15 protein-coding genes are annotated in these 14,802 nt (G+C 63.6%); 9 read left to right on the top strand and 6 right to left on the bottom strand.

All coding sequences use genetic code 11. The features are described from left to right. Positions 1-2: 2 nt before the first annotated feature. The 4 genes from livM to JKP78_RS06560 all read left to right on the top strand — a co-directional run bounded on the left by livM (position 3) and on the right by JKP78_RS06560 (position 4,250). Positions 3-1,304, top strand: coding sequence for a high-affinity branched-chain amino acid ABC transporter permease LivM (gene livM, locus JKP78_RS06575; protein WP_186686482.1), 1,302 nt, complete (start codon positions 3-5; stop codon positions 1,302-1,304). Beyond that, positions 1,301-2,176 carry an ATP-binding cassette domain-containing protein gene (locus JKP78_RS06570; RefSeq protein ID WP_019098909.1) on the top strand — a complete coding sequence of 292 codons (876 nt, stop codon included), beginning with the start codon at positions 1,301-1,303 and terminating at the stop codon, positions 2,174-2,176. Before livM ends, JKP78_RS06570 begins: the two co-directional genes overlap by 4 nt. Further along, entirely contained in the window at positions 2,173-2,889 is a 717-nt protein-coding gene (locus JKP78_RS06565; RefSeq protein ID WP_170032985.1) for an ABC transporter ATP-binding protein, read from the top strand. Before JKP78_RS06570 ends, JKP78_RS06565 begins: the two co-directional genes overlap by 4 nt. A 593-nt stretch (positions 2,890-3,482) precedes the next feature. Then, positions 3,483-4,250 (top strand): SDR family oxidoreductase, encoded by a 768-nt coding sequence (locus JKP78_RS06560; protein ID WP_186686483.1) that lies wholly within the window; start codon positions 3,483-3,485, stop codon positions 4,248-4,250. A gap of 178 nt (positions 4,251-4,428) precedes the next feature. On the opposite strand, the gene JKP78_RS06555 is transcribed toward JKP78_RS06560, so the two are convergent. The 3 genes from JKP78_RS06555 to JKP78_RS06545 all read right to left on the bottom strand — a co-directional run bounded on the left by JKP78_RS06555 (position 4,429) and on the right by JKP78_RS06545 (position 6,916). Next, positions 4,429-5,526, bottom strand: a complete 1,098-nt coding sequence (locus JKP78_RS06555; protein ID WP_200626308.1) for an AGE family epimerase/isomerase — start codon at positions 5,524-5,526, stop codon at positions 4,429-4,431. A gap of 93 nt (positions 5,527-5,619) precedes the next feature. Continuing rightward, positions 5,620-6,252 (bottom strand): TetR family transcriptional regulator, encoded by a 633-nt coding sequence (locus JKP78_RS06550; protein WP_186686485.1) that lies wholly within the window; start codon positions 6,250-6,252, stop codon positions 5,620-5,622. Positions 6,253-6,373: 121 nt separating this feature from the next. Further along, entirely contained in the window at positions 6,374-6,916 is a 543-nt protein-coding gene (locus JKP78_RS06545; RefSeq protein WP_200626306.1) for a phage infection protein, read from the bottom strand. Between the two features lie 340 nt (positions 6,917-7,256). Between JKP78_RS06545 and JKP78_RS06540 the strand changes: the two genes are divergently transcribed. Continuing rightward, a complete protein-coding gene (locus JKP78_RS06540) occupies positions 7,257-9,323 on the top strand; it encodes an AsmA family protein (protein WP_200626304.1) in 2,067 nt (688 codons plus the stop codon). Between the two features lie 213 nt (positions 9,324-9,536). Here JKP78_RS06540 and JKP78_RS06535 read toward each other — a convergent pair whose 3' ends face one another. Together JKP78_RS06535 and osmE are read right to left on the bottom strand one after the other, a co-directional pair. After that, positions 9,537-10,067, bottom strand: coding sequence for a ferritin-like domain-containing protein (locus JKP78_RS06535; RefSeq protein WP_170034307.1), 531 nt, complete (start codon positions 10,065-10,067; stop codon positions 9,537-9,539). A gap of 47 nt (positions 10,068-10,114) precedes the next feature. Then, positions 10,115-10,456, bottom strand: a complete 342-nt coding sequence (osmE, locus tag JKP78_RS06530) for an osmotically-inducible lipoprotein OsmE (RefSeq protein WP_170032974.1) — start codon at positions 10,454-10,456, stop codon at positions 10,115-10,117. A gap of 121 nt (positions 10,457-10,577) precedes the next feature. Between osmE and JKP78_RS06525 the strand changes: the two genes are divergently transcribed. Continuing rightward, entirely contained in the window at positions 10,578-11,468 is an 891-nt protein-coding gene (locus tag JKP78_RS06525; RefSeq protein ID WP_186686488.1) for an esterase/lipase family protein, read from the top strand. On the opposite strand, the gene JKP78_RS06520 is transcribed toward JKP78_RS06525, so the two are convergent. Then, a complete protein-coding gene (locus JKP78_RS06520) occupies positions 11,465-12,337 on the bottom strand; it encodes a DMT family transporter (RefSeq protein WP_186686490.1) in 873 nt (290 codons plus the stop codon). The genes JKP78_RS06525 and JKP78_RS06520 overlap by 4 nt on opposite strands. 207 nt (positions 12,338-12,544) lie before the next feature. On the opposite strand from JKP78_RS06520, the gene JKP78_RS06515 reads away from it, so the two are divergent. From JKP78_RS06515 to JKP78_RS06505, 3 genes are all read left to right on the top strand, one after another. Then, the gene (locus tag JKP78_RS06515) at positions 12,545-13,333 is read left to right on the top strand and encodes an AraC family transcriptional regulator (protein ID WP_186686492.1); all 789 of its coding nucleotides are present in this window, start codon (positions 12,545-12,547) and stop codon (positions 13,331-13,333) included. Positions 13,334-13,396: 63 nt separating this feature from the next. Then, on the top strand, positions 13,397-13,684 hold the full coding sequence (locus JKP78_RS06510; RefSeq protein WP_186686495.1) for a PsiF family protein: 288 nt from the start codon (positions 13,397-13,399) through the stop codon (positions 13,682-13,684). 71 nt (positions 13,685-13,755) lie between these two features. Then, positions 13,756-14,763, top strand: a complete 1,008-nt coding sequence (locus tag JKP78_RS06505; RefSeq protein ID WP_186686498.1) for an AI-2E family transporter — start codon at positions 13,756-13,758, stop codon at positions 14,761-14,763. The last annotated feature ends 39 nt before the right edge of the window (positions 14,764-14,802 follow it).

Genomic DNA, 14,802 nt, shown 5'->3' with positions numbered 1-14,802 from the left:
ACATGTCCATTGCCAAAACTGCCGCTGTTCCCGAAACCAAGGGTTTCGACCTTAAACGCAGCCTGCTGGAGACCATCGTCGCCGGCTTGCTGGCACTCATCGTGTTTGGCCCGGTCGTCGGCGTGGTCCTCGATGGCTACAGCTTCAATGCCGAGCCGCGTCGCGTGGCCTGGCTGGTCGGTGGGGTGATGCTGGGGCGCTTCCTGCTCAGCCTGTACCTGCAGACCGCCGCCGGCACCCGCATGCTGCAGGGCTTCGAAAGCGGTGGCTCGGGCGTGCATGTGCGCGCGCCGGACTACGTGTCGCGGCTGCGCTACATCATCCCGGCGCTGGTGGTGATTGCCATCGTCTTCCCGATCTTCGCCAACAAGTACCTGTTGACCGTGGTCATCCTTGGCCTGATCTACGTACTGCTCGGCCTCGGCCTGAACATCGTGGTCGGCCTGGCCGGCCTGCTCGACCTCGGCTACGTGGCGTTCTATGCCATCGGCGCCTACGGCCTGGCGCTGGGCTACCAGTACCTCGGCCTGGGCTTCTGGAGCGTGCTGCCACTGGCGGCCATCGCAGCGGCGCTGGCGGGCTGTGTCCTCGGCTTCCCGGTGCTGCGGATGCACGGTGACTACCTGGCGATCGTGACCCTGGGCTTCGGTGAGATCATCCGCCTGGTACTGAACAACTGGCTGTCGTTCACCGGTGGCCCGAACGGCATGCCGGCGCCGTCGCCAACCTTCTTCGGCCTGGAATTCGGCCGCCGGGCCAAGGACGGTGGGGTACCGATCCACGAGTTCTTCGGCTTCGAATACAACGCCAACCTCAAGTTCGTGTTCATCTACGCGGTGCTGTTCATGGTCGTGCTGGCGGTGCTGTACATCAAGCACCGCCTGACCCGCATGCCGGTCGGCCGGGCCTGGGAAGCGCTGCGCGAGGACGAGATCGCCTGCCGCTCGATGGGCCTGAACCATGTGTTGGTGAAACTCTCGGCGTTTACCCTGGGCGCCTCCACTGCTGGCCTTGCGGGGGTGTTCTTCGCAACCTACCAGGGCTTCGTCAACCCGTCCTCGTTCACCTTCTTCGAGTCGGCACTGATTCTTGCCATCGTCGTGCTCGGCGGCATGGGCTCGACCGTGGGCGTGGTGATCGCGGCCTTCGTCCTGACCGTGGCGCCAGAGCTGCTGCGCAGCTTCTCGGAATACCGGGTGCTGCTGTTCGGTGTGCTCATGGTGCTGATGATGATCTGGCGACCGCGTGGGCTGATCCGCATCAGCCGTACCGGTGTGACCCCGCGTAAAGGAGTGGCGCCATGAGCGACGATATCATTCTCTCGGTCGACAACCTGATGATGCAGTTCGGTGGCATCAAGGCGCTCAGCGATGTCAGCCTGAAGGTCAAGCGCAACCAGATCTTCGCCCTGATCGGCCCCAACGGCGCCGGCAAGACCACGGTGTTCAACTGCCTCACCGGCTTCTACAAGGCCAGTGGTGGGCGCATCGAGCTGAACGTGCGCGGTAGCCACACCAATGTCATCCAGCTGCTCGGCGAGCGCTTCCAGGCTGCGGACTTCGTCTCGCCGGCGCGCTTTGCCAACCGCCTGTACTACAAGATGTTCGGCGGTACCCACTTGGTCAACCGCGCCGGCCTGGCACGGACCTTCCAGAACATTCGCCTGTTCAAGGAAATGTCGGTGGTGGAAAACCTGCTGGTGGCCCAGCACATGTGGGTAAACCGCAACCTGCTGGCCGGGGTGCTCAACACCAAGGCCTACCGCAAGGCTGAAAGCGATGCCCTGGACCATGCGTTCTACTGGCTGGAAGTGGTCGACCTGGTCGATTGCGCCAACCGCCTGGCCGGTGAATTGTCGTACGGCCAGCAGCGCCGCCTGGAAATCGCCCGGGCCATGTGCACGCGGCCGAAGATCATCTGCCTGGACGAACCGGCGGCTGGCCTGAACCCGCAGGAAACCGAGGCCCTCAGCCGCATGATCCGCGTGCTGCGCGACGAGCACGACATCACCGTGGTGCTGATCGAGCACGACATGGGCATGGTCATGAGCATCTCCGACCATATCGTGGTGCTCGACCACGGCAACGTGATTGCCGAAGGCGCGCCGCAGGATATCCGCCACAACCCGACGGTGATCGCCGCCTACCTGGGTGCCGATGAAGAGGAACTGGTATGACTGCACCCATTCTCGAACTGAAGGACCTGGACGTGTTCTACGGGCCGATCCAGGCGCTGAAAAAGGTGTCGATGCACATCAACGAGGGCGAGACGGTCAGCCTGATCGGCGCCAACGGTGCCGGCAAGTCGACCTTGCTGATGTCGATTTTCGGCCAGCCGCGGGCAGCGTCGGGGCATATCGTCTATCGCGGCACCGACATTACCCGCAAATCGTCGCACTACATCGCTTCCAACGGCATCGCCCAGTCGCCGGAAGGGCGCCGGGTGTTCCCCGACATGACCGTCGAGGAAAACCTGATGATGGGCACCATCCCCATCGGCGACAAGCATGCCGACGAAGACATGCAGCGCATGTACGAGCTGTTCCCGCGGCTGAAGGAGCGGCGCAACCAGCGGGCCATGACCATGTCCGGTGGCGAGCAGCAGATGCTGGCGATTGCCCGGGCGCTGATGAGCCGTCCGAAGTTGTTGCTGCTGGACGAGCCATCGCTGGGGCTGGCGCCGATCGTGGTCAAGCAGATCTTCTCGACCCTGCGCGAACTGGCCAAGACCGGGATGACCATCTTCCTGGTCGAGCAGAACGCCAACCATGCACTGAAGCTGTCGGACCGGGCCTATGTGATGGTCAACGGGCAGATTCGCATGACCGGCACCGGGCAGGAGCTGCTGGTCAACGAGGAAGTGCGCAACGCTTATCTGGGCGGTCATTGAGTGGTATCCGGGGCTGCAAACGCAGCCCCGTCCGCTATGTGGACAACCTGTTTCACATCCTTCCGGAATTACTCCACAAGCGCGTCGCAAGCCATTGTTTGCACAGGCTGATGTTTTCCACGGTTAATGTGGAGCCGCCTGTGGAAAACATGGTGGCACCTGGCGCGAGCCCTTGAACAGCAAGGGTTGCAGCTGCATGGTTATTTTTTGATCAGAAGCCTTCTGTGGGTGATTTTCACTGCTCTGGCGAGCCCTGCAGCCTCGGCCAACGCAGCGAACACCCTGTGGATAACTCTGTGAAAAACCCTTGGACAGACCGCTACACGCGGCATGCTTGAAAGCCTTGCGCCATCACCTTGAAGATATCCACCAACCCCGCCACGCTGAAAGGGTTCCGCCCAGCAGACAAGTTGCCCCCAATCCATGGGGAAAGTCTTGTGGATAACATGCGCATAGCTGGCGCCGCGCCCTCTGCAGCAAGGGTTTGCCGGTTATGAACAAAAAATGACCAGCGGCCTCGACGGCTTGCTGCCAGCGTCCGGCGCGGGCATGCTGCAAAGCTGCCGATGACAACCTACCGTGAGGAACAGAGCATGACGTCCACCGTATTCATCACTGGCGCGACTTCCGGTTTCGGCGAGGCGACTGCTCGCCGCTTTGCCGAGGCCGGCTGGAAACTGGTCCTCACGGGTCGTCGCAAGGAGCGCCTGGACGCCCTGTGCGCCGAGCTGTCAGCCAAGACCGAAGTGCATGGGCTGGTGCTCGACGTGCGCGATCGCAAGGCCATGGAGCAAGCCATCGCCAACCTGCCGGCAGGCTTCGACAAGTTGCGAGGGCTGGTCAACAATGCCGGCCTCGCGCTGGGCGTGGATGCGGCGCAGAACTGCAGCCTGGACGACTGGGAAACCATGGTCGATACCAACATCAAGGGGCTGATCTACACCACCCGCCTGCTGCTGCCACGCCTGATCGCCCATGGCCGCGGCGCCTCGATCCTCAACGTGGGCTCGGTGGCAGGCAACTACCCGTACCCGGGCAGCAACGTGTATGGCGGTACCAAGGCGTTCGTCGGCCAGTTCTCGCTGAGCCTGCGCTGCGACCTGCGCGGCACCGGGGTGCGCGTGAGCAACATCGAGCCGGGCCTGTGCGAGAGTGAATTCTCGCTGGTGCGCTTCGGCGGCGACCAGGCCAAGTACGATGCGACCTACGCCGGTGCCGAGCCAATCCAGCCGCAGGACATCGCCGAGACCATTTTCTGGATCCTCAACCAGCCGGCGCACATCAACATCAACAGCCTGGAGCTGATGCCGGTTAGCCAGGACTGGGCAGGGTTCTCGATCGACCGGTCAGCCAACGGTTGAGTATCCACCTGGTCGGCTAGTGCGCCCTTTGTAGGAGCGGCCTTGTGTCGCGAAAGGGCTGCGAAGCAGCCCCGGCAATTTGTGCATATACGCTGAAACCCCGGGGCTGCTCTGCAGCCCTTTCGCGACACAAGGCCGCTCCTACACGGGCAATGCGCATCTACGGGCCGCTGCAGCGTCAGCCCAGGCGTTGCAAGCCTTCCAGGCACGTCGCCAGGTGGTAGGGGGTGGTCGAAGGCATATCATGCCGGCTGACCGCTCCCTCGCCGTCCCGGCACTCATACCAGCCCGCTTGCCGCAGGAACCGCGCTTCCAGCGCCTGCAACTGCCCCGCCAGCTTCGCCTCGCCACCGACGCGCAACACCAACGCCCGCAGGTATTCGGCCTGCGCCCAGATCCGCTGGGTGGCATCCAGTACCTGGCCATCCACAGCCAGCATCGCCAACACTGCCCCATCCTTCACCCCGTACTGCTCGGCAAAGCCGAACGCCCGGTCGATGGAGGCATGCAGCGGCGTGTCACGCAGCAGCGGCGAGGTGTGCAGCAGGTAGAACCACTCGAACTGATGTCCTGGTTCGAACCAGTTATCCACAGCGTCGCGGGGTTTTTCCAGCATCAGGCCATGGGCCGGTTCGATGAAGTGCGCCTGCAGGGCATCGCACAGCTGCAGCAGCGACTGCCGGGTATGTTCGTCTTCACGTACTACCAGCACTTGCAGGAAAGCTTCGGCCAGATGCATCTGTGGGTTCTGCAGCGGGCCGCTGCCCAGGTCGGCCCAGTCTTCACCCAGGCTGGCTTCGTACAGGCCGTCGTCACGGGCGAACTGCTGGTCGATGATGCCCAGCGCGGCATTCAAGGTGGACTCCACCAGGCTTTCGCGCACCTTGCCCCAGTAGTGCGCGCAGGCGAACACGATGAAGGCATGGGTATACAGGTCCTTGCGCCGGTCCAGCGGCTTGCCTTGGGCGTCGATACTGTAGAACCAGCCACCATGTTCGGCGTCGTGGAAGTGCTTTTGCAACGAGCGGAACAGGGCGGCCGCGCGTTCGGCGGCGCCGGGCTGCCCGATGCGGCTGCTGAACAGGTACAGCTGGCGCGCGCAGGCCATGGCCCGGTAGCGCTGCACCGGCAAGGGCCGCTGCTCGGCGTCCAGGGCTTCGTAGGGCAGGGCCATGTCGGCGTTCCAGCCCGGGCCTTGCCACAACGGCACGATGCGTTCGGCGAAATGCTGGTTGAAGCGGGCCAGTTCGGGCAGGGTGTGGCGGGGGTTGGACATTTAGGCGCTCGTCGCTGTCGGGCAGGGCGCCATGGTAGCAGAACTGGGGTTTTCGGTAGCCTGTGCCGGCAAAGAGGCCAGTACCGGCAACCATCAGCCCGGGTTGCCCAACCCCTGCCAATGTCGCGCGCCGACGAAGATGAAGCGCAACTGCTGGGTGATCTTTTCCTGCGGCGTCAGCGCCTGTGGATAACCCGGCTCCGGGCTGTCGATCAGTTCCGGCAGGGTGGCGAACACGGTCTTCACCACCAGGTCGGCCATTACCGCCAGCGCCGCGCTGTCCAGGTGCTGCCAGCGTTTCATGCGTGCGAGGTCGGTGGCCAGGTCGTCGCTGATGTTCTGGCGCAGGCGGGCAATGGCCTGGCGGACTGCCTGTGAACCGCCGTACTGCTCGCGGGCCAGGAACAGGAACTGTGCGCGGTGGGCGGCGACCACGTCGAGGAAGATGCGCACCGAGGCATCGGTAATGCCGCCCAGTTCGAATTCGTTGTGGCGTACCAGGCGGATGGTTTGGCGGAACGTGGCATCGACCTCGGCCACCAGGGCCAGGCCCAGGGCGTCCATGTCGGAGAAATGCCGGTAGAAGCCGGTGGGTACGATGCCGGCGGTCTTCGCCACTTCGCGCAGGCTGATACTGCCGAAACCACGGCCACTCTCCATGAGCTGGCAGGCGGCATCAAGCAGGGCCTGGCGGGTCTGTAGCTTCTGTTCGGCGCGCGGCAGCATGGTGCGAGCTTCTGTGACGGTGAGGCTGGGCACTCTAGTGAAAAAAACAAAGCCCGGTCAATGGACCGGGCCTGGAGGGGAGGCGGTGTTGCGACAGAGATTGTTCTTTTCGGTCATGGGGTCAGCTCACACGGCTGATTTCGACCAGGCGATCAGAACCACCTTCGGCGACACGGCCAGCGCGTTCGATCAGGCGATCGGAGCCACCTTCGGCAACGCGGCCAGTGCGTTCGATCAGGCGATCGGAGCCACCTTCGGCAACACGGCCAGTGCGTTCGATCAGGCGATCGGAGCCACCTTCGGCAACACGGCCAGTGCGTTCGATCAGGCGATCGGAACCACCTTCGGCAACACGGCCAGTGCGTTCGATCAGGCGATCGGAGCCACCTTCGGCAATGCGGCCAGTACGTTCGATCAGGCGATCGGAGCCACCTTCGGCAACGCGGCCAGTACGTTCGATCAGGCGATCGGAGCCACCTTCGGCAACGCGGCCAGTACGTTCGATCAGGCGATCAGAACCACCTTCGGCAACAGTCTTCAGCGGCTGGGCGATTTCGGCAGCGCTGGAGCGCGATTCGGCGGTCAGGTGTTGCTCGTCGGCTGGCAAGGCAAAAGCGTTGGCAGCCAGAATGGACAGGGTCAGGGTCAGCAGGTGGCGTTTCATGACTTCGGTGCTCCTCTCGGGGGCTGGAAAGTGGGTACGGAGTCAATGCTACGCCGGGTAACGCCAGAGAGAAGTTCATACGGGTAATGGTAACAATCGACCATATTGATAGAGACCTCGAACGGCTCTAGCACAGCCTTTATGGCTTGAGTAATGGCTTTTTGATATTGCTGTGGGCCGGTTACACATCCAGCCTGACGCGATGAATTGCTGAACAAATGGCCAGGAAAAACTTCGCTATCATGGGCCAACCATAAAACCCCGCGGGTTTTCGTCAGTCCCAGATAGTGAATGCCCCGCTACGCCTGTTTCTGTGCCATACCGCAAGGAGAATCACGCAATGACGCGTCCCGCCAGAATCCTCGTCTGGACCTTCACCAGCCTGCTGACCTTGTTGGCGATCCTGGTGGTGATCATCGCCACCTTCGACTGGAACCGCGTCAAACCCCTGCTCAACGACAAAGTCTCAGAAGCCCTGCAGCGGCCCTTCGCGATCAATGGCAACCTTGCCGTCGAGTGGCGCACCGAAGCGCAAGAGGGCGGCTGGCGTGCCTGGGTACCCTGGCCGCATTTCATTGCCGAGGACCTGAGCCTGGGCAACCCGGCGTGGCTCAACGAGCAGAAGATGGTCGGCCTGGAACGTGTGGCGTTCCGCCTGGCGCCGTTACCGTTGCTGTTCCGGCAGATCAGCATCCCGCGCATCGACCTGACCAAACCCACTGCCAGCCTGACCCGTCTGGCCGATGGCCGCGCCAACTGGACCTTCGATTTCGGCCCCAAGGATGACAACGCCGAACCTTCGAAATGGCAGTTGGACATCGGCGCCATCGGCTTTGACCAGGGCAATGTCAGTTTCGATGACCAAACCCTGAAAACCAGCATGAAGGTGCAGATCGACCCGCTGGGCAAGCCAATACCGTTCAGTGACATCGTCGGCAAGGCCAGGGCCGAGAAGGCCGGTGCAGCGCAGGATTACGCCTTCGGCCTGAAGGTGCAGGGCCGCTACAAAGGCCAGCCGGTGGCCGGCTCCGGCAAGATAGGCGGCCTGCTGGCCCTGCAGGACGCCAGCCAACCGTTCCCGCTGCAGGCCGATGTGCGTATCGCCGACACCCATGTGGTGCTCGCCGGTACCCTGACCGACCCGCGCAACCTGGGCGCCCTCGACCTGCGCCTGCGCCTGTCCGGGGCCAGCCTGGGCAACCTCTACCCGCTGACCGGTGTGACCCTGCCGGACACCCCGGCCTATTCCACCGATGGCCACCTCAGCGCCAACCTGCACGCGGCGCAAGGGGCGACCTTCGATTACCAGGGCTTCAACGGCCAGATCGGTGACAGCGACATCCATGGTGACCTGGTCTTCGTTGCCAGCCAGCCACGGCCCAGGCTGTCGGGCAACCTGGTATCCAATCAATTGCTGTTCAAGGACCTGGCGCCACTGATCGGTGCCGACTCCAATGCCGAACAGAAAACCCGTGGTGGCGCCAGCAAGCAGCCGCAAGGCAAGGTTCTGCCAGTGGAGGAGTTCCGCACCGAGCGCTGGCGTGCCATGGATGCCGACGTCACCTTTGCCGGCAAGCGCATCGTGCACAGCGCGCAATTGCCCTTCAATGACCTGTCGGCCCACGTGATCCTGGAAGATGGCCTGCTGCGCCTGGAACCCCTGCGTTTTGGCGTGGCCGGTGGCAACCTGGCCTCGCAGATCCGCCTGGATGGCCGCAACGTGCCGCTGCAGGGGCGTGCCCGGTTGACCGCGCGGGGCTTCAAGCTCAAGCAACTGTTCCCTGGTTTTGCGCCAATGCAGACCAGCTTTGGCGAGTTGAATGGCGATGCCGACATCACAGGCCGGGGTAACTCGGTAGCTGCGCTGCTGGGTACGGCCAATGGCGACCTGCGCATGCTGGTCAACGATGGCGCTGTCAGCCGGAGCCTGATGGAGATTGCCGGGTTGAACGTGGGCAACTACGTGGTCGGCAAGCTGTTCGGCGATGAAGACGTGAAGATCAATTGCGCAGCAGCCGATGTCGGCATCAAGGATGGGTTGGCGACCACGCGCCTGTTCATCTTCGATACCGAGAACGCGATCATCTACATCAACGGCACGGCCAATTTCGCCAGCGAGCAGCTGGACCTGAAAATCACCCCGGAATCGAAAGGGCTGCGGCTGTTCTCGCTGCGCTCGCCGCTATACGTGCGCGGGCCGTTCGCCAAGCCCAGTGCCGGGGTGCAGGCGGTGCCGCTGGCATTGCGCGGGGCGGGGATGGTGGCGCTGGGCGTGGTGGCCGGGCCGGCGGCGGGCTTGCTGGCGTTGGTTGCCCCCAGCAGCGGGGATGACCCGAACCAATGCACGCCGCTGTTGCAGCAGATGAAGGCGGGCAAGGCGCCAGCTGCGGTGAAAGGCAAGCAATGAGGGGGCCGCGTTGCGGCCCATCGCCGGCGAGCCAGTTCCCACAGGTACCGCGCCGGCTTCGACTTGACGCGACACCTGTAGCAGCGGCTTCAGCCGCGAGCACCGGCACAGCCGGTGCCATCCACCGCGCCGCCTGCTTCGCGGATAAATCTGCTCCTACAGTTGACGCGGTACCGGTAGGAGGGCGCTGGGCTGCCGAGCAGCCCCTGGCAATTACAGCCCTTGCAGCAGATCGGACATATCGTCCGCGTGTTCTTCTTCCTGGGCCAGGATGTCCTCGAAGATCCGCCGCGTGGTCGGGTCCTTGTCACCGATGTACTGGATGATCTCGCGGTAGCTGTCGATGGCGATGCGCTCTGCCACCAGGTCCTCCAACACCATCTCCTTCAGCGTGGTACCCGCCACGTACTGGGCGTGCGAGTTCTTGCTGAGGTTGTCCGGGTTGAAGTCCGGTTCGCCGCCCAGCTGCACGATACGCTCGGCGAGCCTGTCGGCGTGTTCGGCTTCTTGGTTGGCATGCTCCAGGAATTCTTCGGCCGCTATGCTGGCTTTCACCCCCGAAGCCATGAAGTAGTGGCGCTTGTAGCGCAGCGTGCACACCAGTTCGGTCGCCAGGGCTTCGTTGAGCAGGCGGATGATGCGCTCACGGTCGGCGTGGTAGCCCTCGGTCACGGCGCCGTTCTCGACGTGCTGGCGGGCACGCTGGCGTAGGGTTTGCACATCGGTCAGTTCAATCGCAGTCATGTTCATCTCCGAAAGCATCAAGGTGGTCATGGCGTGTCCTGTGGGTGTCATGCGCCGTGGGCGGCGTCGCTGTCTTCCTGGCGTTGCTTGCAGGTCTTGAAGCCTTTGGCATCGACATGGCCAGTGGCGTCGAAGCGCACGTAGTAGGGCTGCTGGTGGCCGTCGCGGTTGAGGATGTAGTCATTGCAGGTACCGCCGTGAGGCAGGTCGGTCACGTTGGATGGGCTACCGCCGATAGCGATGACCTTCTGCATGGTCATGCCATTTTCCACCTGCTTGACCAGCGGTTCGTCGCGGTAGGTGACGTAATCCACGGGGTTTTCCGGGCGGCTGCCACAGGCGGCGAGGGTGGCGCTAGCCAGGAGGATTGCCAGGGTCTGCTTGTACATGGTCCCGCTCCTTGCAAAGGGTCTGTTGGCTTTGGAACCGCAGCGGGTGGCCAGAGTTCGATTGCGCTGTTCATCAGGGCCGCTGTAGTGTGGGTCGGTCGTCCACGGAAAGGGGCTGGCCATGCCACAGGAATTGACCACGCGATACCCGTTGGTGCTGGTGCCGGGCATGCTGGGGTTCGTGCGGGTGGTGCTCTACCCCTACTGGTTCGGCATTGTGCCGGCACTGCGCAAGGGCGGGGCGCAGGTGTTCCCGGTGCAGGTTTCGCCACTGCATTGCAGCGAGGTGCGCGGCGAGCAGCTGCTGGCGATCATCGAAGACATCTGCCAGCGCAGCAATGCCGAAAAGGTCAACCTCATTGGCCACAGCCAAGGTGCGCTGGACGCACGCTACGCTGCAGCCAGGCGCCCCGACCGTGTGGCGTCGGTCACGTCGGTGGCGGGGCCCAACCATGGCTCGGAGCTGGCTGACTGGCTGGAGCGCATGGCACCGGGTGATTCGCCCCAGGGGCGTTTGCTCAAGGCCTTGCTGCACGGTATTGCCGTGCTGCTGGTGTGGCTGGAAACCAGCTGGCGCCGCGACCCGCTGCCGGTGGATGTGCACGCCTCGCACCAGGCGCTGACCAGCAGCGGGGTGGCGCGCTTCAACCAGGCTTATCCACAGGGGCTGCCAGATACCTGGGGCGGGGAAGGGGCCTATCAGGTCGATGGCGTACGCTATTACTCCTGGTCCGGCACCTTGCAACCTGGCCTGACCGACCGGGGACGCAACCGTTTCGATGGCAGCAGCTACTTCTGCCGCCTGTTCGCGCGCAGTTTCAGCAAGGAAAAGGGCCAGTGCGATGGCATGGTCGGGCGCTTCAGCTCGCACCTTGGGCAAGTGATTGGCGACGATTACCCGCTCGATCACCTGGACATCGTCAACCAGTCCCTGGGGGCCATCGGCAAGGCTGCCGAGCCGGTGCGGCTATTCACCGAGCATGCCGCCCGGCTGAAGGCGGCCGGGCTCTAGCGGCGAATCGGCGTGGTCCAGCGCTCGGCCAGCAGCACGCCGGCCAGGGTCAGCACACCGCCGACCAGGTGATAGCGGGCCAGTTGCTCTCCGAGAGCCACGGCGGCGATGACTGCGGTGACCAGGGGCAGCAGATTGAAGAACAAGGTGGTGCGGCTTGGCCCCAGGCGGTGCACCGCCTGCATCCACAGCAACGGCGCAAGCATCGAGGCCAGCACGCAGGCGTACAGCACCAGCCCGATGTTGCGGCTGTTCAGGCCGGTTTTTTCCGACAGCAGGAACAACGGCAGCAGCACGACGATGGCCACCAGCACCTGCAGGTACAGCAACTGCATCGGTGGCAGGCGCAGTTGCCACTTCTTCAGCAGGAAGCTATACAGCGCGTAGGCCAGGGTGGCCACCAGCATCAGCAGGTCGCCGCTGTTCAGGCCCTGCTCCAGCAGGCTGGCGGGGTCACCGGCGCTGACCACCTCAAGCACACCGAAGAACGACACCACGGCCCCCAGCAAGGCCCCGTAGCTCAGCCGCTGGCCCAGCCCGGCGATGGACAGCGCCAGCGCCATCAACGGCATCAGCGAAAGGATGATGCCCATGTTGGTGGCACTGGTGATGCCGGCGGCGAAGTACGCCAGGCTCTGGTACAGCGCCATGCCGAGCACGCCCAGCACGGCCACCTTGGCCAGGTGCGGGCGGATGGCTGTGCGGTTGCGCCATACGGCGGGCAGCAGGAACGGGGTGAACAACAGGGCGGCCAGTAGCCAGCGGTAGAAGCCGATCTCGGCGGGGTGGATGGCGCCGGCGGACATCTTGGTGACCACCGTGTTACCGGCCCAGATGAGGATGGCGGTGAGCGGAAAGAGGTAGTTCATGGAGCGAGATACTCGTTGCGGGCAGATTGGGCTGCTTTGCCGGCCATCGCCAGACAAGGCCGCTACGATACGAGATCGCCTGTGCTGTGTAGGAGCGGCCTTGTGTCGCGATGGCCTGCGCAGCAGGCCCCGATGCCACTCATTATCAACTGTCTGTCTACAAGCCTATACTTCCAGCCAGACAACCCACCCCGCGAAACAGTCAGCATGCCGCGCAAATACCTCGACCTCCCCCAATTCACCCAACTGCCGGCGCCGGTGTATTTCCGCCACGACGAATTCGGTGCCGACACCCACAGTGCCTTGCACCGCCACACCTGGGGCCAGCTCAACTACACCGCCCACGGCGTGATGCAGCTGGAGGTTGCCGGCCAACGCTTCCTGTCGCCGCCGCAGTATGCGGTGTGGGTACCACCCGATACCGAGCATGGCTGCTACAACCCGCACGCCATCGTGTACCGTTCGATCTACCTGGACCGCAGCCTGTGTACCGCCTTGCCGCAGCAACCGTGCAGCCTGATCATCAGCGATATCCTCAAGGCCATCCTCGCCGACTTCGCCCGGCGCGACCTGCGGGTAGCCGAGGGCGAGCGCGACCAGCGCCTGGTACAGGTGCTGCTCGACCAACTGCTGCTGGCACCGACCCAGGCCTGCTACCTGCCGTTGGCCCACAGCGAAGGTCTGCGCCAGGTGCTCGATGCCCTTGCCGCCGAGCCCGGCGACAACCGCCCGCTGGCTGACTGGGCTGCGCGGGTGCATGTCAGCGAACGTACCCTGGCCCGTCAGTTCCTGCGTGAACTGGGCATCAGTTTCGGCGAATGGCGCCTGCGCCTGCGTTTCCTGCGCGCCATCGATGCGTTGGAAGCCGGCTTGCCGATCCAGGCCATCGCCTTCGACCTTGGCTACAGCAGCGCGTCAGCGTTCATCGCCATGTTCCAGCGCCAGGCCGGATGCACACCCGAGCAATACCGTCGCCAGGCGCGGGCAAAGCGCTGAGGATTCTTGGCTACACTCAGCTCGACCCCCGCGCATCGGGCGCGGAGCCAAGGAGACCACTCCATGAAAGTGCTGCAGATCCCTTTACTGGTATTGGCGGTGTTGTTCAGCGCCCAAGGCTTCGCTGCCACGACCGCGCAGCAGGAAAAGATGACAACCTGCAACGCCGACGCCACCGCCAAGGCCCTGAAGGGCGATGAGCGCAAAGCCTTCATGAGCACCTGCCTGAAGAAGGAGGTGCCACAAACCCAGCAGGAGAAGATGAAAACCTGCAACGCTGACGCCACCAGCAAAGCCCTCAAGGGGGATGAGCGCAAGGCGTTCATGAGTGACTGTCTGAAGAAGAAATGACCTGCGCCTATGCCTGCAAGCGTAACGCTGGCAGACTGCGGGTCTTTCCCGTTGTCTGCCGTTGAGGCTGTATGACCTTCACCCCCCGCCAGGTCACCCTGGCCAGCTGGATCATCGTATTTGCCGGCCTGTTGCTGGCGTTGCCCCTGAAATTGCTGCCAAGCCTGCTGGCCGGTCTGCTGGTGTTCGAGCTGGTCAACATGCTCACCCCGCGGCTGCAGCCGCTGATTGCCGGGCAACGCGCGCGCTGGCTGGCCGTTGCATTGCTTGGCACACTGGTGGTCATCACCCTGGCCTTGCTCATCGCCGGCGCCTTCAGTTTCCTGCTGCACGAGGCAGAAAACCCCGGTGCCTCGCTGGACAAGTTCATGGCCCTGGTGGAGCGTGCCCGCGGGCAGCTGCCGCCGTTCATCGAAGGCTACCTGCCGGCCAGTGCGGCGGAGTTCAAGGTGGCCATCGGTGACTGGATCAAGAGCCACCTGAGCGACCTGCAACTGGTCGGCAAGGGCATGGCGCACATGTTCGTCACCTTGCTGATCGGCATGATCCTCGGTGCCATCGTCGCCTTGCAGCGCATCCCTGACATTTCCCGGCGCAAACCCCTGGCGGCGGCGCTGTTCGAACGCCTGAGCCTGCTGGTGCAGGCGTTTCGCAACATCGTCTTCGCGCAAATCAGGATCTCGCTGCTCAACACCACCTTCACCGGCATCTTCCTGGCGGTGGTGCTGCCGATGTTCGACGTGCACCTGCCGCTGACAAAGACGCTGATCGTGCTGACCTTCCTGCTCGGCCTGCTGCCGGTGATCGGCAACTTGATGTCGAACACCCTGATCACCATCGTCGGCCTGTCGCTGTCGATCTGGGTGGCGGCGGCGGCGCTGGGTTACCTGATCGTCATCCACAAGGTCGAGTATTTCCTCAACGCGCGGATCGTGGGCGGGCAGATCAGCGCCAAGTCATGGGAATTGCTGCTGGCGATGCTGGTGTTCGAGGCGGCGTTCGGCTTGCCGGGGGTGGTGGCGGGGCCGGTCTACTATGCCTACCTGAAGAGCGAGCTGAAGCGGGCGGAGTTGGTCTGAGGTGGCTGGGGCCGCTTTGCGGCCCGTCGCGACACAAGG

Origin of the sequence: Pseudomonas sp. LAM2023 (assembly GCF_016620375.1) — a bacterium.
GTDB lineage: Bacteria > Pseudomonadota > Gammaproteobacteria > Pseudomonadales > Pseudomonadaceae > Aquipseudomonas > Aquipseudomonas anuradhapurensis.
Note: the sequence above shows the minus strand (reverse complement) of the source record. Positions and strands in the feature narration are given on the sequence as shown.

Coding starts and splice junctions, on each gene's coding strand:
- JKP78_RS06560 (WP_186686483.1), top strand. CDS start 3,483: ATGACGTCCACCGTATTCATCACTGGCGCGACTTCCGGTTTCGGCGAG.
- JKP78_RS06510 (WP_186686495.1), top strand. CDS start 13,397: ATGAAAGTGCTGCAGATCCCTTTACTGGTATTGGCGGTGTTGTTCAGC.
- JKP78_RS06555 (WP_200626308.1), bottom strand. CDS start 5,526: ATGTCCAACCCCCGCCACACCCTGCCCGAACTGGCCCGCTTCAACCAG.
- livM (WP_186686482.1), top strand. CDS start 3: ATGTCCATTGCCAAAACTGCCGCTGTTCCCGAAACCAAGGGTTTCGAC.
- JKP78_RS06525 (WP_186686488.1), top strand. CDS start 10,578: ATGCCACAGGAATTGACCACGCGATACCCGTTGGTGCTGGTGCCGGGC.
- osmE (WP_170032974.1), bottom strand. CDS start 10,456: ATGTACAAGCAGACCCTGGCAATCCTCCTGGCTAGCGCCACCCTCGCC.
- JKP78_RS06570 (WP_019098909.1), top strand. CDS start 1,301: ATGAGCGACGATATCATTCTCTCGGTCGACAACCTGATGATGCAGTTC.
- JKP78_RS06545 (WP_200626306.1), bottom strand. CDS start 6,916: ATGAAACGCCACCTGCTGACCCTGACCCTGTCCATTCTGGCTGCCAAC.
- JKP78_RS06540 (WP_200626304.1), top strand. CDS start 7,257: ATGACGCGTCCCGCCAGAATCCTCGTCTGGACCTTCACCAGCCTGCTG.
- JKP78_RS06515 (WP_186686492.1), top strand. CDS start 12,545: ATGCCGCGCAAATACCTCGACCTCCCCCAATTCACCCAACTGCCGGCG.
- JKP78_RS06565 (WP_170032985.1), top strand. CDS start 2,173: ATGACTGCACCCATTCTCGAACTGAAGGACCTGGACGTGTTCTACGGG.
- JKP78_RS06520 (WP_186686490.1), bottom strand. CDS start 12,337: ATGAACTACCTCTTTCCGCTCACCGCCATCCTCATCTGGGCCGGTAAC.
- JKP78_RS06550 (WP_186686485.1), bottom strand. CDS start 6,252: ATGCTGCCGCGCGCCGAACAGAAGCTACAGACCCGCCAGGCCCTGCTT.
- JKP78_RS06535 (WP_170034307.1), bottom strand. CDS start 10,067: ATGACTGCGATTGAACTGACCGATGTGCAAACCCTACGCCAGCGTGCC.
- JKP78_RS06505 (WP_186686498.1), top strand. CDS start 13,756: ATGACCTTCACCCCCCGCCAGGTCACCCTGGCCAGCTGGATCATCGTA.